Genomic DNA, 15,280 nt, shown 5'->3' with positions numbered 1-15,280 from the left:
CGTCACCGAAGTCCTGACACACCAACCGTCACCGATGTCCTGATGCAGAACTGTCACCGATGTGCTGAGACATCACACACCGACATTGATTCTGTTCAACCGCATGTATCCGGGTCTCAGCAAGGAAGAAGTCTGGGCCGGCGAGCGGCGGATCGAGGCGTTCGTCGTAGAGCGGCACTGAGCTCCACCGCCTCAATCAGCCAAGCTTGCTTGCCGCTGCCTCGTCGAGCAGCCACACGGTCGCCTTGCGACCCACCGCACCCGCCGCGGGCACCTCGTCGGCGTCAGCACCGCCGATCGCCGCTGCAACCGCGTCGGCCTTCCCGTCGCCGGAGACCACCAGCCATACCTCCCGCGACCGTCGAACCGCGGGCAACGTCAACGTGATTCGGCGCGGCGGAGGCTTGGGGGAGTCCTCGACACCGACTACTAGACGCTCGGTCTCACGTACCGCTGGGGTGTGGGGGAACAGGGAGTTGATGTGCCCCTCGCCACCCATTCCGAGAAGATGTACGTCGAAGTCGGGGGCTGGCTGGCCGCCCTCGGCGTTGGCGGCCAGCACCTGCTCGTATGCGGCCGCGGCGGCGTCGAGGTCGTCGCCGAACTCCGCACCGCTGGCGGCCATCGGGTGCACGTTCCCATCCGGGATGCTCACACGATCCAGCAGCGCCTCACGGGCCTGCTTGTAATTGCGCTCGTCACCGTCTGCCGGCACGAAGCGATCGTCACCCCAGTAGAGATGCACCTTCGCCCAGTCGATCTCGGTGCCCTTCTCCGCCACGCGCTTCAGCAGATTGGTACCGGTGCCCCCGCCCGTCAGCACTATGTGCGCCGACCCACGCTTGTCGATGGCTGCGACGATGGCTGCGACAAGCCGATCACCTGCGGCCGCCACCAGTGTCGCGGCGTCCGGATAACGCTCGATGGTCGCGCTCATGCGTATTGCACCTTGTCGATTCCCTGCAGGGCCTCGTGGTAGATCTCATCGGGGTCGAGCCTGCGCAGATCCTCGGCCAGGCACTCTCTGGCTTCCCTGCGCGCCAACGGGATTCGCGCCTCGGGGCGGCTGGTGCGGCTCAGTGTCGCGGTGACGCCGGTCTGCGGCCGACGCAGAGTGATCGTCTCACCGTCGCGCATCAGCTCCACTTTCAGCTCGCCCACCTCGCGGTGCACCGGACCGTCGATGCGTGCGGCGAGCCAACCCGCGAGCACGTCGAGCGACGGCTCGTCCCGTAGACCCGAAACCACCGCAGAAGCGATCGGCGCGTGCGGTTCCTGGTCGACGGCCGCGGCCAGCAGGGCCCGCCAGTACGTGATCCGCGCCCAGCAGAGGTCGGTGTCTCCGGCGGTATAGCCGGCCAGTCGACCTTTGATCGCGGCCAACGGGTCCGAACACTGCGTCGCGTTGGTGATCCGACGGATCGCCAACCGGCCCAACGGATCCTTGGCGGGCACCGCAGGCCCACCAGCGGGCCACCACGCCACCACCGGTGTATCCGGCAACAAGAAGGGCAGCACCACGGCGCTCGCATGGTCGGCGAGTTCGCCGTGCAGGTGCAACCCGACGATCTCGCCGGCGCCGGCATCCCCGCCGACGCGTAACTGCGCGTCCAACCGCGCGTCGTCGGCGTTGCGGTCCCCGGGCACCACGACGATCACCCGGCACGGGTGCTCGCGGCTGGCGAAGTTGGCGGCTTCGATGGATTCTTCGAGCAGCTCGTCGGAGTCGAGCGAGACCACAAGGGTGAGCACCCGGCTCAGCGTGATCGCACCGCCCTCCTCGCGCAGACCGGTGATCTTCTTGTTGATGTCGTTGGTGTTCGTGTCCGGCAGGTCGACAATCATGGCCGCCTCCATTCCCGACCCATGCGGTGCAACATCTCGTCGGCCGAGGCCGGGCCCCAGGTACCCGATTCGTAGGCCTCGGGCTTACCGTGCGCGGCCCAGTAGTCCAGCACCGGATCGAGGATCTCCCAGGACAATTCGACCTCTCTGTTCACCGGGAACAGCGAGGGTTCACCGAGCAGCACGTCGAGGATCAGCCGTTCATAGGCTTCTGGGGAGTCCTCGGCGAACGCCGACCCGTAGGAGAAGTCCATGTTGACATCGCGGACCTCCATGGCGCTGCCGGGCACCTTGGAGCCGAACCGAATCGTGATGCCCTCGTCGGGCTGGACCCTGATCACCAACGCGTTCTGGCCGAGTTCCTCGGTCATGGTCTTGTCGAAGGGCAGGTGCGGCGCCCGCTTGAAGATCAGCGCGATCTCGGTGACCCTGCGCCCCAACCGTTTTCCGGTGCGCAGGAAGAACGGCACACCGGCCCACCGCCGGGTGTCGACCTCTAGGGCGATGGCCGCGTAGGTCTCGGTCTTCGAATCCTCCGAGAAGCCTTCCTCTTCGAGCAGGCCCACCACTTTCTCGCTGCCCTGCCAGCCCGAGGCGTACTGCCCACGCGCGGTGGTCTCGTTCAGCGGCTGCATCGGCCGCGTGGCCGAGAACACCTTGATCTTCTCGATCTGTAGTTCCTTGGGGCCGAAGCTGACCGGCTCCTCCATGGCGGTCAGAGCCAGCAGTTGCAGGAGGTGATTCTGGATGACGTCGCGCGCGGCACCGACTCCGTCGTAGTAGCCTCCGCGGCCGCCGAGCCCGATGTCCTCGGCCATCGTGATCTGCACGCTGTCGACGTAGTTGTTGTTCCAGATCGGCTCGTACAACTCGTTGGCGAACCGCAGCGCGAGGATATTCTGCACGGTCTCCTTGCCGAGGTAGTGGTCGATGCGGAACACCGATTCCTCGGGGAACACACTGTTGACGACCGCGTTGAGTTCCTGCGCACTCGCCAGGTCGTGGCCGAACGGCTTCTCGATCACCACCCGGCTCCAGCGACCCTCCTGTGGGTTGGCCAGCCCCGACTTGTGCAGCTGCTCGCACACCGGCTGGAACGCCTTCGGTGGAATGGACAGGTAGAAAACGTGATTGCCGCCCGTTCCGCGTTCGGCATCGAGTTTCTCGAGGGTCTCGGCAAGCCGGCCGAACGCCGCATCGTCGTCGAACGTGCCCTGCACGAACCGGAAGCCTTCGGCCAGGCGGTCCCACACCTCCTGCCGGAACGGCGTGCGGGCATGCTTCTTCACCGCCTCGTAGACCACCTCACCGAAGTCCTCGTCGGCCCAGTCCCTTCGGGCGAATCCGATCAGCGAGAAGGACGGAGGCAGCAGGCCGCGGTTGGCCAAGTCGTAGATCGCCGGCATCAACTTCTTACGCGACAGGTCGCCGGTGACGCCGAAGATGACGATCCCGCAGGGCCCCGCGATCCGCGGCATCCGCTTGTCGCGCTTGTCGCGAAGCGGATTCACCCAGCCCGTCATTTCTTGGCGGCGTCGAGCTGTTCCTGCGTCGCCTCGAGCAACTCGAGCCACGACTTCTCGAACTTCTCCACACCCTCGTCCTCGAGGAGCCGGAACACGTCGGGTAGGTCGATACCGACGTCGGCCAGCTTGTCGAACAGCGCCTGCGATTCATCGGCCGTGCCCGTCACGGTGTCGCCGGTGATCACGCCGTGTTCGGCGACCGCGTCGATCGTCTTCTCCGGCATGGTGTTCACCGTGTTCGGGGCCACCAACTCGGTGACGTACAAGGTGTCCGAGTACTCCGGATTCTTCACGCCCGTGGAAGCCCAGAGCGGACGTTGCACACGGGCGCCGTCACCCTTGAGCGCTTCGTACCGTTTGCCCCCGACGAACACCTCTTCGTATGCGGCGTAGGCGAGTCGCGCGTTGGCGACACCGGCCTTACCCCGCAGATCCAGCGCCTCCTGCGATCCGATCTTCTCCAGGCGCTTGTCGATCTCGGTGTCCACCCGGGACACGAAGAACGAAGCGACCGAATGGATCTTGGACAGGTCGTGGCCGGCCTCCTTGGCCTTCTCCAGGCCTTCGAGGTAGGCGTCCATCACCAGTCGGTGGCGTTCCACGGAGAAGATCAGCGTGACGTTGACCGAGATGCCTTCGGCGATCACCGCGGTGATCGCGGGAAGGCCCGTCATGGTGGCGGGGATCTTGATCAGCAGATTCGGCCGGTCGACGGTCTTCCACAGATCGATCGCCTGCAGGATGGTCTTGTCGGTGTCGTGCGCGACCCTCGGGTCCACCTCGATCGACACCCGGCCGTCGACTCCGTCGGAAAGCTCATTCTGCTTGGCCAATACGTCGCAGGCGTTGCGGACATCGTCGGTGGTGACGGTGCGGATCGTGGCGTCCACGTCCGCGCCCCGCTCGGCCAGTTCGTTCACCTGATCGTCGTAGGCGTGTCCCTTGGACAGTGCGGACTGGAAGATCGACGGGTTGGTGGTCACCCCGACGACACTCTTGGTGTCGATGAGCTCTTGCAGATTTCCTGTCTGCAGTCGGTCGCGCGACAGATCGTCGAGCCACACCGACACGCCTGCCTCGGATAATGCCGCGAGATTCGGATTCTGAGCCATAGCTGTGCCTTTCCTAGACCTCAGTTGTCTATCGATCGCTCCGCGGCGGCCACCACGGCCTCGGGGGTGAACCCGAACTCACGGAACAACGTCTTGTGATCGGCGGATTCGCCGTAGTGCTCGATCGAGACGATCTCCCCGGTGTCGCCGACGAGCTTGTACCAGCTCTGCGCGACGGCCGCCTCGACCGCCACGCGCGCCGAAACACTCGGCGGCAGAACCGAATCGCGGTACTCGCGCGGTTGCGACTCGAACCATTCCACACACGGCATCGACACCACGTATGCCGTGATGTCCTTTTCCGCCAGCTGCTTTCTCGCCTCCACCGCCAGCTGTAGTTCGGAGCCCGTCGCGATGATGATCACGTCCGCGTCGTCGGCGGGATTTCCGCCGCCGAGGACGTAGCCGCCGCGGGCCACCCCGTCGGCGTCGGTGCCCTCCAGCACTGGGATGCCCTGGCGGGTCAGGATGAAACCGACTGGACCGCTGCCGTTGCCGCGGGCGATGATGCTGCGCCAGGCGAATGCCGTTTCGTTGGGGTCGCCCGGTCGTACGACGGACAGGTTCGGGATCGCGCGCAGCGCCGCCAGGTGTTCGATCGGCTGGTGGGTCGGGCCGTCCTCACCGAGACCGATCGAGTCGTGGGTCCAAATGTAAATGGTGTCGATGTCCATCAGCGATGCAAGTCGCACGGCGGGCCGCATGTAATCGGAGAACTGCAGGAACGTGCCACCGAACGCGCGGGTCGGGCCGTGCAGCACGATGCCGGACAGGATCGCGCCCATCGCGTGTTCGCGGACGCCGAAGTGCAGCACGCGGCCATACCAGTCGGCCGTGAAGTCGTCGGTCGAGATGGACGGCGGGCCAAACGAATTCACGCCTTTGATCGTGGTGTTGTTACTGCCCGCAAGGTCGGCCGAACCGCCCCACAACTCGGGCAGCTTGGGCGCGACGTCGTTGAGGACCTGGCCGAACGCGGCGCGGGTGGCTAACGACTTGGAGCCCGGCTCCCAATAGGTCAGGTCCGAATCCCAGCCGTCGGGCAGTTTCTGAGCCAGCAGCCGGTCCAGCAGTTCCTTGCGCTCGGGCTCACGCTCGGCCCATGCGTCGAAGTCGATCTGCCACTTCGCATGTGCCTCTTTGCCGCGATCCACCAGCTTGCGGGTGTGCTCGATGACCTCGGGCCGCACCTCGAAGGTCTTGTCGGGGTCAAAGCCGAGGATCTTCTTGGTGGCCGCGACCTCCTCCTCGCCGAGCGCCGAACCGTGCACGTCGCCGGTGTTCATCTTGTTGGGCGCCGGGTAGCCGATGATCGTGCGGAGCGCGATGAACGACGGTTTGTCGGTGACCTTCTTCGCCTCGACGATGGCCTGTTCGATGCCGACGACGTTCTCGCCGCCCTCCACCTCCTGCACGTGCCAGCCGTAGGCGCGGTAGCGGGCCGCGACGTCTTCGGACAGCGCGATATTGGTGTCGTGTTCGATCGAGATCTGGTTCTTGTCGTAGAACACGATCAGGTTGCCTAGCTGCTGCGTGCCCGCCAGCGACGACGCCTCGCTGGTGATGCCTTCTTCGATGTCACCGTCGGAGGCGATCACATAGATGTAGTGGTCGAACGGGCTCTCACCCCACGGCACGTCGGGATCGAACAGACCGCGCTCGTAGCGCGAGGCCATCGCCATACCGACCGCGGATGCCAGACCCTGCCCGAGCGGGCCGGTGGTGATCTCCACGCCATCGGTGTGGCGGAACTCCGGATGGCCGGGGGTCTTGGACTTGAACGTCCGCAAGGCTTCGATGTCGTCCAGCTCGAGCCCGAATCCGCCGAGATAGAGCTGAATGTAGAGGGTCAGGCTGGAATGACCACACGACAACACGAAGCGGTCGCGGCCGAGCCAGTGCACGTCGCTGGGGTCGTGGCGCATCTGGCGCTGGAAAAGCGTGTAGGCCAGCGGCGCCAAACTCATCGCCGTTCCCGGGTGGCCGTTGCCGACCTTCTGCACCGCGTCGGCCGCCAGCACCCGGACGGTGTCGACCGCCACCGAGTCCAATTCGGTCCAGTCCTCGGGGTGGTTCGGGCGGGTCAGCGCGGAGATTTCTTCGAGTGTGGTCACAGGCGCACTCCTGGTCGGCATAGAGCATTTCTCAGCTGCACGTTCAACCACCCTAGTGCGGGACGGTCGTCCAATGCAGGCTGCTGGCGCGAGATGCCTGGGCAGGATTAGGCCTGTGTTGGCGTGCGGTCTACCATCGTCTGTAGTAGATGCCCGCGCGCTGGGACCATTTCGACAGGAGTAACTGCGTGAGAGTTCGCGACGTGCACCTCGTCGACGGGGCGCAGATTCGGATTCGCGACAAGTTCCTCGGCTACGTCTCACTGACCAAGCCGCGCGTCATCGAACTGCTTCTGGTCACCACGATCCCGGCCATGCTGCTGGCGAGCCGGGGCACGGTCGATCCGCTCCTAATTCTGAACACCCTGTTCGGCGGACTGCTGGCCGCGGCGGGCGCCAACGCATTGAACTGCGTTGCCGACGCCGACATTGACAAGGTCATGAAGCGCACCGAGCGCAGGCCGCTGGCGCGTGCCACGGTTCCGCGCAGTCACGCGCTGATCTTCGGGCTGGCCCTGTCCGTCGCGTCGTTCTTCTGGCTGTGGTGGACGACGAACATGCTGTCGGCCCATCTCGCCGGCGCGACGATCGCGTTCTACGTGCTCGTCTACACGCTGTTGCTCAAGCGCCGCACTTCGCAGAACGTGGTGTGGGGCGGCGCGGCCGGCTGCATGCCGGTGATGATCGGCTGGTCGGCGGTCACCGGGACGATCGCCTGGCCCGCGCTGGTCATGTTCGCCATCATCTTCTTCTGGACTCCGCCGCACACCTGGGCGCTGGCGATGCGCTACAAGGAGGACTACCGCGCCGCGGGCGTCCCGATGCTTCCCGCGGTCGCCACCGAACGCCAGGTCACCAAGCAGATCCTGATCTACACGTATCTGACGGTGGCCGCGACGCTCGCGCTGACGCCCGTCACGGGCTGGCTGTACGCGGCGGTGGCGCTGCTGGCGGGCGGATGGTTCCTGGTGATGGCGCACCAGCTCTACAACGGCGTGCGTCGCGGCGAGGCGGTCAAGCCGCTGCGGCTGTTCCTGCAGTCGAACAACTACCTCGCCGTGGTGTTCCTGGCCCTGGCGGTCGACTCCGTCCTGGCGCTGCCCACCGTTTTCTAGCCCTAGGGCACCAGCACCACCGAACCGACCGTCTTGCGGCCCTGCAGGTCGCGGTGCGCCTGCTCGGCATCGGCGAGCCGGTAGCGCTCACTGACCGTGATCGTCAGCGTGCCCGAGGCGATCGCATCGAGAAGTTCGCCCGCACGCCAGGCGAATTCGTCGGCCGTGCGGGTGTAGTGCACGAGTGTCGGACGGGTCAGGAACAGTGAGCCCGCGGCGTTGAGCAGCTGCGGGTCGAACGGCGGCACCGGTCCGCTCGAAGCGCCGAACAACGCCAACGTGCCCCGCACCCTGAGACTGGCCAGGCTGGCTTCGAACGTGGCCGCTCCCACCCCGTCGTACACGGCTGCGACGCCACCGTCGGTCATGTCTTTGATCTCGGCGCCGAACGCGGCCGGATCGTCGGGATAGTCGAGCACGTGCACCGCACCCGCCTGACGCGACAGCTCCGCCTTCTCCGGCGTCGAGACGGTGGTGATCACGCGTACCGCCATGCTTGTCGCCCATTGGGTGAGGATGAGCCCGACGCCGCCCGCGCCCGCGTGCACCAGAACCGAGTCGCCCTGCTGTACCGGATACAGCGACTTGATCAAGTAGTGCGCCGTCATACCCTTGAGCAGGGATGCGGCGGCCGCGTCGGGAGCCACGCCTTCGGGTACGTAGGCCACGAAATCAGCTGGGGCGAGACTGTATTCGGCATAGGCCCCGTTGGCTTGAGCGGTGACGACGCGATCGCCGACCTTCAGCGCGGCGACTTCTTCGCCGATCGCCGCCACGGTGCCGCACACCTCGTTGCCGACGATGAACGGCGTCTCCCGCGGGTACTGGCCCGACCGGAAGTAGGTGTCGAGGAAGTTCACGCCGATGGCCTCGGCCTTGATGAGCACCTCCCCGGGGCCCGGCGTGGGCTGTGTTTTCTCGACGTAGGTGAGGACTTCGGGTCCGCCGGTCTGGGCGACTTCGATGGCATGCATGGTTCTATCGTGCCAACTATGAAGCTTGCGCGGCCCGACGTGTTCCATCCGCGCATCGTGTTGGCCGGATGCCCCGCACTGCCGGAGGGGGACGGCGACGACGCCGGCCTGGTCGCGGCCCTGGGAAAGCACGGACTCCACGCGCGCTGGATGTCCTGGGATGACCCGGCGACCTTGAGGGCAGATCTGGTGATCCTGCGGGCGACGTGGGACTACATCGATCGGCTCGACGAGTTCCTGTCCTGGGCGCGACGGGTCCGCAACCTGCTGAACCCGGCCAGGGTGGTGCCCTGGAACACCGACAAGCGCTACCTGGCCGACCTGGCGGCAGCGGGTGTGCCGACGGTCCCGGGCCGATTCTTCGACCCCGGCGACGCGGTGAGGCTGCCGAACAGTGCCGAAGTCGTGGTGAAACCTGCTGTCGGCGTGGGATCGGTTGACACCCTTCGCTTTTCGAATCGGGAGGATGCGCGGCGCCATGCCGACCGGTTGCTGGCGGCCGGTCGGACCGTATTGATCCAGCCCTACGACCCGGGCATCGAAGACGGCGAGACCGCATTGGTGTTCATCGGCGGCGCGCAGTCGCACGCCTTCAGGAAGGGCCCGATCCTGCAGCGCCCCGGCGAGGCGCCTCCGTTCGACGAGTCGGGCACCTACGCACAGGAGTCCCTCAGCCCCGCCGATCCCGATTTCGAGGTCTGGGACGTCGGGCACCAGGCACTTGCGGCGGCGGCTGCGCACCTCGACCTCTCCCCGGAGGAGTTGCTCTACGCGCGCGTCGACGTCATCGGCGGGCGCGCGGACCCGCGCGTGCTGGAAGTCGAACTCGTCGAACCGTCGCTGGGCTGGATGCAGCTGGACGAAACGACCAGAGGCCGACAGCAGCGCGAGTTCGTCGTCGCCGTCGAATCAGCGCTCGACCGGTTCGGGCTTGGCCCGCTCTCGCATCGACGCCCATAGCGCGGCTGTCGCGGCGGTACAGAGCGCGGCGCCCGCGACGTGCACGGCCACCAATGCAGCGGGCACGCCGGTGAAGAACTGCACCGTGCCGACCAGGCCCTGACCCACCACCAGGGCGACGAGGACATACAGCCGCAGCCGGACCGGACGGGGTGCGCGCACCGCAAGCAGCCCGAAACCGAGGCCGATCAGCAGCGACAGATAGGCGACCATCAGCGCCGAGTGAGCGTGCACCAGCGTGGTGATCTCGACCTCGAGGCGGGGGATCGTGCGGTCCACGCTCTTGTCGCCGGCATGTGGGCCCGCGCCGGTCACCAGCGTGCCCGTCACCAGCACAGCGGCCAGGGCCGCGGCACTGAGGAGGGCCAGCTGCCGCAACGCTTTTGGCGCCCGCCGGACGAGGACCCCGTCGTCCGGCTCGCCGATCTTGACGAACAACAGCACCGACAGCCAGACCATCGTCATCGACGCCAGCAGGTGAATCGCGACTGTCCACCACAGCAGCCCGGTCAACACCGTGATGCCGCCGATCACGGCCTGAACCACGGTCGACACCGGCATCAGCCACGCGTAGACCTGCACCTCGCGGCGCCGACGGGCCCGCGTCACGGCAAGCACGGCCGCCGCCGCGGTGAGCACGACGAGGAAGGTGACCATCCGGTTGCCGAACTCGACGGCCTGATGCACCACCGGCACCTCGGCGACCGGTACGGGTGTGAAACTGCCCGGAAAGCACTGCGGCCAGGTCGGACAGCCCAGCCCCGACGCGGTGACGCGGACGATGGCACCCGTCACCGAGATCCCGCCCTGGGTCAGGATGACGAGGAAGGCGATGACGCGCTGGGCCCGCAGGCTCGGCAGCGGCAGCAGATCGACCAGCCGCAAAAAGGCGCGTCGCACGGTTCCGATGGTAGAGCAGCGCAACTACAAGCCGTAGTAGCGGGTGAGCGGCTACCGCGGCGACACGAACGGCACCAGCACCTCATCGACCAGTTGCACGACCAGATCGTCGTCGATGCGGTCGCCGGTGATCAGCAGCCGATGCCACAGCACGCTCTGCCCCAATTCGCGGGCGAGCTCCACGGGAACGTCGGCGCGCACGTCGCCGCGGGCGATGCCACGCGCCAGCAGTGCGGCCATTTCCTCCTTTCGCCAGCCGATGACGCCGTTGCGGAAGGCCTCGGTGATGTCCGGATCGTGCGCGCCCGCCGCAATCGCGGCCCGAATCACCGGTGCCCGAGGACCGGTGAACAACGCGGCCCACCCAGCCAACACGGCGAGCATGTCGCCGCGGTAACTGCCCGTGTCGTCGTGCGGAATCGCGTCGGTGGCGATGTCGAGCAGGGTGTCTCGGAGCAGCGCGGTGGCGTCCGGCCAGCGCCGGTACAGCACGGGTTTGCTCGTCGCGGCTGCCGCGGCGACGGCCTCCATCGTGACGCCGGCCGGACCGTGCCGGACGAGCACGTCGAGCACGGCGTCACGGATAGCGGCGTCGAGTTCCTGTCCGCGGCGACGCGGCATCCGACAATCCTTCCAGGAAACGCTTGCGTATCTTATCGCGGGAGCTTAGCATGATGCTCAAGAAACGCTTCCGTATCTTAGGAGGGTCTCATGGTGCGTCCGGTGCTCTATCCGTTGCGTTCCGTCGACACCGCGACGGTGCAGTATCTCGACCATCGCCACGGCAGGCGCCGCATCACCATCGACCACCGGCCGTTGGCCGGCGTCACCCCGGCGATGCTGCTGGACTGGTTCACGCACCTGGGCGAAACGATGGTGTACGGGGGAGAGGTGATCGACCGCTATCTCGCCTGGCATCCGATCGATCACATCCATTGGGCACTGGCGCGTCCGGCGCCAGGAGGTGGAGCGGCCGACGGTGCGCGTTTCCGCATGGTCGAGGCGTTCGGCGGTCGACCCGAGTACCGGATCGACGAGGTCGCGCGGGTCGAGAAGCTCGACGAGACCGGTATCCGACTGGTCAAACGGGTTGCGGGAATTGCGATCTTCCAGCTCGAGCACACCTGGTCTGCGGGCGCCGACGGTGCCCATTACGTGACGGTGATGGATCTCGGCGCGCGCGCGCCGCTTTTCTCTGTCGTCAACAGCGTCGTACGCCGACGGTTCCCGGCGGACAAGATGCGCGCGTGGGTGAAGCACAACATCGAAGAGGTCGGACAGCTCGAATACCTGCTGCCGCTGTTGGCTTCAGGTGAAGCGGAACCAGCGCAGCGCGCACAGCGCGGCGACGGCGCCCCAGACCGCGAGCACCAGCAGGCCGAACCCGTCCACTGACAACGTCATCGCCCGGGTCAGCGCTTCGGTGAGGGCGCCGGACGGCGTCAACCGGGCCACCCACTGCGCGGCGGACGGCACCATGCCGCCCTCGAGCGTCAGCGCGCCGAGCCCCGCGAAGACAAACCACAGCAGGTTCGCCAAGGCCAGGACGATCTCGGCGCGCAGAGTGCCGCCGAGCAGCAGGCCCAGCGCTGCGAAAACCGCTGTGCCCAAGGCGATCACCGCTGCGCCGAGCGCTAGCCCCGCCAGGTGCGGTCGCCAGCCGAGCGCCACCCCGATGGTGCCCAACACGATCGCCTGCAGGAACACGACCGCCACCACCGCCAGCGACTTGCCCGCGATGATGCCCCACACCGGAAGCGCCGTGGCGCCAAGGCGTTTGAGGGCCCCGTAGCGGCGATCGAATGCCACGGCGATCGCCTGACCGGTGAACGCGGTGGAGATCACGGCCAGCGCCATGATGGCGGGTACGAACGTCGCCGCCCGGTCCGGCCCGAACGACCCCAGCGGCAGCACTGTCAAGCCCACCAACAAGGTGATGGGGATGAACATCGTCAACAGGAGCTGTTCGCCGTTGCGCAGCAGCAGCCGCAGCTCCAGGCCGAACTGTGCGGCGAGCATCTTCTGCACGGTCGCCGGTCCCGGATCGGGTGTGAAGGTGCCCGGCGCAAAGCGATTCGTCATCACGGCCGCAACTCCCGCCCGGTCAGGTCGAGGAACACGTCCTCGAGGCTGCGCTGTTCGACGCGCATATCGGTGGCCAGTACGTCCAGACGTGCGCACCACGCCGTCACCGTCGCCAACACCTGCGGGTTGATCGCGCCCTCCACCAGGTATTCGCCAGGGGCGGTCTCGGTTGCCTTGTAACTCTCGGGCAGTGCGGAAACCAGCAGCGACAGGTCGAGCATGCGCGGCGCGCGGAAGCGCAACTGGTTCTCGGCGCCGCTGCGCATCAGCTCCTCGGGCGAACCGGTGGCCACCGGCACGCCGTGGTCGATGATCATGATGCGATCCGCCAGCTCCTCGGCCTCGGTGAGCTGATGGGTCGTCAGCACCACGGTCACGCCGTCGCGACGCAGCGCATCGATTAAGTCCCACACCACGATTCGGGCATGGGCGTCCATACCCGCGGTCGGCTCGTCGAGGAACACCAACTCCGGGCGGCCGACCACCGCACAGGCGAGCGCCAACCGCTGCTGCTGGCCACCGGACAGCCGCCGGTAGGTTGTGCGGGCCGCCTCGGTCAGTCCGAGGGTGTTCATCAGCCATGCCGGATCGAGCGGGTTGGCCGCGTAGGACGCCACCAGGTTGAGCATCTCGCCGGCGCGGGCCGCCGGGTAACCTCCGCCGCCCTGCAGCATCACGCCGATGCGCTCACGCAACCGGGCGTTGTCGCCGAACGGATCCAGGCCGAGGATCTCGATCGAGCCGGAGTCGGGCCTGATGAAGCCCTCGCACATCTCCACGGTGGTGGTCTTGCCTGCGCCGTTCGGCCCGAGCAGCGCGAACACCTCGGCGGCCCCTACCTCCAGGTCGAGTTCGGACACCGCGACCGTCGACCCGTAGCGCTTCGTGACCCCGCGCAGGCGTACGGGGGCGGGGGACGACGCCCCGGATCCAGAGTGGGTCACGGGGACTCAGCGTATGCGTCGGGCCGCGCGGGCTGTGGCTGCGGTGGCGGCGGTCGTTCATGCGGCGGGCTCGCCACGCTGCGCCAGGGCAGCCGGTTGTAGGTGAGCAGAAACAGCGCGACGACGATCACCGTGCTCGCCGCGGTCGCGAGCAGAATCTGGAAGACCGTGAAACGGTCGCCGTTGGCGGTCGGGCCGAAGATGCCGACGGCCAGCGTCACCACGATCGTCGTGCTGCGGAAGGCCGGCCGGGTGGCCCACGCCGCGAGGGGCAGGACCGCCCACAGCACGTACCAGGGCTGGACGACCGGGAACAGCAGCACCGTCATACCCAGCGCGACGCCGAGCCCGCCCACCGGATGCAGGCGTCCCCGGAGCACCAGCAGCAACAGCCAGGTCACCAGGATCGCGATGATGAACACGCCGATCGCACGGGTGAGCCCCAGCACCGCCGTGGTGTGATCGCCGAGCCCCAGCAGGATGCCGACCTGACCGGTGCCCAGGGCCAACAGGGTGGGCAGCGACATCCAGCTACGCACGACGTTCGCCGTGCCCAGCGTGTTGAGCCAGCCGAATCCGAGGCCACTTGCCCACCCGATCAGCGCCATCACCACCACCGACACCGCGGTCAACGACCCGCCGGCCAGGAAGAACGCCTTGACCGTGCCGCCCCAGCGGCAGGCCAGCGCCATCGCCACGAATCCCAGCGCCAGCAGCGACGGCAGTTTGACCTGTGACGACAGCGTGATCAGCACCACGCCGACCAACAGCATCGTCAGCGGCCACCATCGTGCCCACTGCTCGCGGCCGTCCGGCCAGGACAACGGCCTGGGAAGCAGCGGTGCGGCGGCGTCGACCCCGCGTAGCGCGAACTCGGTGCCTGCGAGCATCAGGCCGAGCATCAGCGCTTCGTTGTGGATGCCCCCGACCAGATGCATGATCAGCAGCGGATTGGCGGCGCCGAGCCACAGCGCGCTCACCTCGGCGACGCCGCAGCGCCGGGCGAGGCGTGGGGTCGCCCAGACGATCAGGCCCACGCCGAACAGCACGACCAACCGGTGGCACAGCACGGCGGCGACGATGTTCTCACCGGTCAACGCCGAGATACCCTGACCGATCCACAGGAACAGCGGCCCGTACGGCGCGGGTGTCTCGCGCCACATGTTCGGCACCGAGAGCGTGAACACGTGGTCCAGACCCAGGCCGGTGGCCGGGCCGACCCGGTACGGGTCGAGGCCTTTGACGCCGATCTCGCTCTGCGCCAGATAGGAGTACACGTCGCGGCTGTACATCGGCGGCGCGATGAGCAGCGGCAGCACCCACAGCCACAACAGCCGGTCGAGCTGGCTGCGCGACATCCGCCGGTCACCCAGGGTGAACCGCCCGAGCATCAGCCAGGCCAGCGCCATCATCACCGCGCCGGTCGTGGTCATAGTCAGGCTCACGGTCTGCAGGCGCGAGGGTAGGTTGAGCAGCCGCACGCCGAACGTCGGGTCCTGCACCACCGGCCTGGCCCCGACGCCCAGCGCGCCGATCGCCATCAAGACGGTGCCGGCCGCTCCGAACAGCCGGGTCCGGCGCAGCGCGATGACCTCGGCATCGTTGAGGGGTGATCCCACCGGGGGTTCGTCGGCGTGCCAACGGGCGATCGACGAGCTGAACGACGGGAGGCGGGCTGCCACCTCAGCAGCGTAACCGTCGGCGT

General features: G+C 67.2%; 14 protein-coding genes. 3 read left to right on the top strand and 11 right to left on the bottom strand.

Annotated elements, in window-relative coordinates; translation table 11 throughout:
* Window positions 1-196: 196 nt before the first annotated feature.
* The 5 genes from pgl to tkt are packed head-to-tail and all read right to left on the bottom strand — an operon-like array spanning window position 197 to window position 6,597.
* Window positions 197-937: a 6-phosphogluconolactonase gene (gene pgl / locus A5790_RS25010; protein WP_066850435.1), complete on the bottom strand. Its 741-nt coding sequence runs from the start codon at window positions 935-937 to the stop codon at window positions 197-199.
* Window positions 934-1,845 (bottom strand): glucose-6-phosphate dehydrogenase assembly protein OpcA, encoded by a 912-nt coding sequence (gene opcA, locus A5790_RS25005; RefSeq protein ID WP_066850479.1) that lies wholly within the window; start codon window positions 1,843-1,845, stop codon window positions 934-936. The genes pgl and opcA overlap by 4 nt, the downstream gene beginning before the upstream one ends.
* A complete protein-coding gene (gene zwf, locus A5790_RS25000) occupies window positions 1,842-3,368 on the bottom strand; it encodes a glucose-6-phosphate dehydrogenase (RefSeq protein WP_066850433.1) in 1,527 nt (508 codons plus the stop codon). The genes opcA and zwf overlap by 4 nt, the downstream gene beginning before the upstream one ends.
* The gene (gene tal, locus A5790_RS24995) at window positions 3,365-4,483 is read right to left on the bottom strand and encodes a transaldolase (RefSeq protein WP_066850431.1); all 1,119 of its coding nucleotides are present in this window, start codon (window positions 4,481-4,483) and stop codon (window positions 3,365-3,367) included. The genes zwf and tal overlap by 4 nt, the downstream gene beginning before the upstream one ends.
* A gap of 20 nt (window positions 4,484-4,503) precedes the next feature.
* Entirely contained in the window at window positions 4,504-6,597 is a 2,094-nt protein-coding gene (tkt, locus tag A5790_RS24990; RefSeq protein WP_066850429.1) for a transketolase, read from the bottom strand.
* A gap of 188 nt (window positions 6,598-6,785) precedes the next feature.
* Here tkt and A5790_RS24985 point away from each other — a divergent pair, with 188 nt between their 5' ends.
* Window positions 6,786-7,712, top strand: a complete 927-nt coding sequence (locus tag A5790_RS24985; protein ID WP_066850427.1) for a heme o synthase — start codon at window positions 6,786-6,788, stop codon at window positions 7,710-7,712.
* 2 nt (window positions 7,713-7,714) lie between these two features.
* On the opposite strand, the gene A5790_RS24980 is transcribed toward A5790_RS24985, so the two are convergent.
* Entirely contained in the window at window positions 7,715-8,686 is a 972-nt protein-coding gene (locus tag A5790_RS24980) for a quinone oxidoreductase (protein ID WP_066850425.1), read from the bottom strand.
* An 18-nt stretch (window positions 8,687-8,704) separates the two neighbouring features.
* Here A5790_RS24980 and A5790_RS24975 point away from each other — a divergent pair, with 18 nt between their 5' ends.
* Window positions 8,705-9,646: a RimK family alpha-L-glutamate ligase gene (locus A5790_RS24975; RefSeq protein WP_066850423.1), complete on the top strand. Its 942-nt coding sequence runs from the start codon at window positions 8,705-8,707 to the stop codon at window positions 9,644-9,646.
* Here the strand turns inward: A5790_RS24975 and A5790_RS24970 are convergent.
* Together A5790_RS24970 and A5790_RS24965 are read right to left on the bottom strand one after the other, a co-directional pair.
* On the bottom strand, window positions 9,596-10,525 hold the full coding sequence (locus A5790_RS24970; protein WP_197696888.1) for a heme A synthase: 930 nt from the start codon (window positions 10,523-10,525) through the stop codon (window positions 9,596-9,598). The two genes, A5790_RS24975 and A5790_RS24970, sit on opposite strands and share 51 nt — an antisense overlap.
* Window positions 10,526-10,597: 72 nt before the next feature.
* Window positions 10,598-11,167: a TetR-like C-terminal domain-containing protein gene (locus A5790_RS24965; protein WP_066850421.1), complete on the bottom strand. Its 570-nt coding sequence runs from the start codon at window positions 11,165-11,167 to the stop codon at window positions 10,598-10,600.
* Window positions 11,168-11,257: 90 nt separating this feature from the next.
* Here A5790_RS24965 and A5790_RS24960 point away from each other — a divergent pair, with 90 nt between their 5' ends.
* A complete protein-coding gene (locus tag A5790_RS24960; protein ID WP_066850416.1) occupies window positions 11,258-11,941 on the top strand; it encodes a hypothetical protein in 684 nt (227 codons plus the stop codon).
* Here the strand turns inward: A5790_RS24960 and A5790_RS24955 are convergent.
* The 3 genes from A5790_RS24955 to mptB are packed head-to-tail and all read right to left on the bottom strand — an operon-like array spanning window position 11,855 to window position 15,257.
* Window positions 11,855-12,628, bottom strand: coding sequence for an ABC transporter permease (locus A5790_RS24955; protein ID WP_066850413.1), 774 nt, complete (start codon window positions 12,626-12,628; stop codon window positions 11,855-11,857). The genes A5790_RS24960 and A5790_RS24955 overlap by 87 nt on opposite strands.
* The gene (locus A5790_RS24950; protein ID WP_066850412.1) at window positions 12,628-13,575 is read right to left on the bottom strand and encodes an ABC transporter ATP-binding protein; all 948 of its coding nucleotides are present in this window, start codon (window positions 13,573-13,575) and stop codon (window positions 12,628-12,630) included. Before A5790_RS24950 ends, A5790_RS24955 begins: the two co-directional genes overlap by 1 nt.
* A complete protein-coding gene (gene mptB, locus A5790_RS24945) occupies window positions 13,572-15,257 on the bottom strand; it encodes a polyprenol phosphomannose-dependent alpha 1,6 mannosyltransferase MptB (RefSeq protein ID WP_066850410.1) in 1,686 nt (561 codons plus the stop codon). Before mptB ends, A5790_RS24950 begins: the two co-directional genes overlap by 4 nt.
* Between the last annotated feature and the right edge of the window lie 23 nt (window positions 15,258-15,280).

Origin of the sequence: Mycobacterium sp. 852002-51152_SCH6134967 (genome assembly GCF_001667105.1) — a bacterium.
GTDB lineage: Bacteria > Actinomycetota > Actinomycetes > Mycobacteriales > Mycobacteriaceae > Mycobacterium > Mycobacterium neumannii_A.
This window is presented reverse-complemented; position numbering and strand designations above follow the sequence as displayed.

Coding starts and splice junctions, on each gene's coding strand:
- tal (WP_066850431.1), bottom strand. CDS start 4,483: ATGGCTCAGAATCCGAATCTCGCGGCATTATCCGAGGCAGGCGTGTCG.
- pgl (WP_066850435.1), bottom strand. CDS start 937: ATGAGCGCGACCATCGAGCGTTATCCGGACGCCGCGACACTGGTGGCG.
- opcA (WP_066850479.1), bottom strand. CDS start 1,845: ATGATTGTCGACCTGCCGGACACGAACACCAACGACATCAACAAGAAG.
- A5790_RS24955 (WP_066850413.1), bottom strand. CDS start 12,628: ATGACGAATCGCTTTGCGCCGGGCACCTTCACACCCGATCCGGGACCG.
- A5790_RS24960 (WP_066850416.1), top strand. CDS start 11,258: ATGGTGCGTCCGGTGCTCTATCCGTTGCGTTCCGTCGACACCGCGACG.
- A5790_RS24965 (WP_066850421.1), bottom strand. CDS start 11,167: ATGCCGCGTCGCCGCGGACAGGAACTCGACGCCGCTATCCGTGACGCC.
- A5790_RS24975 (WP_066850423.1), top strand. CDS start 8,705: ATGAAGCTTGCGCGGCCCGACGTGTTCCATCCGCGCATCGTGTTGGCC.
- zwf (WP_066850433.1), bottom strand. CDS start 3,368: ATGACGGGCTGGGTGAATCCGCTTCGCGACAAGCGCGACAAGCGGATG.
- A5790_RS24980 (WP_066850425.1), bottom strand. CDS start 8,686: ATGCATGCCATCGAAGTCGCCCAGACCGGCGGACCCGAAGTCCTCACC.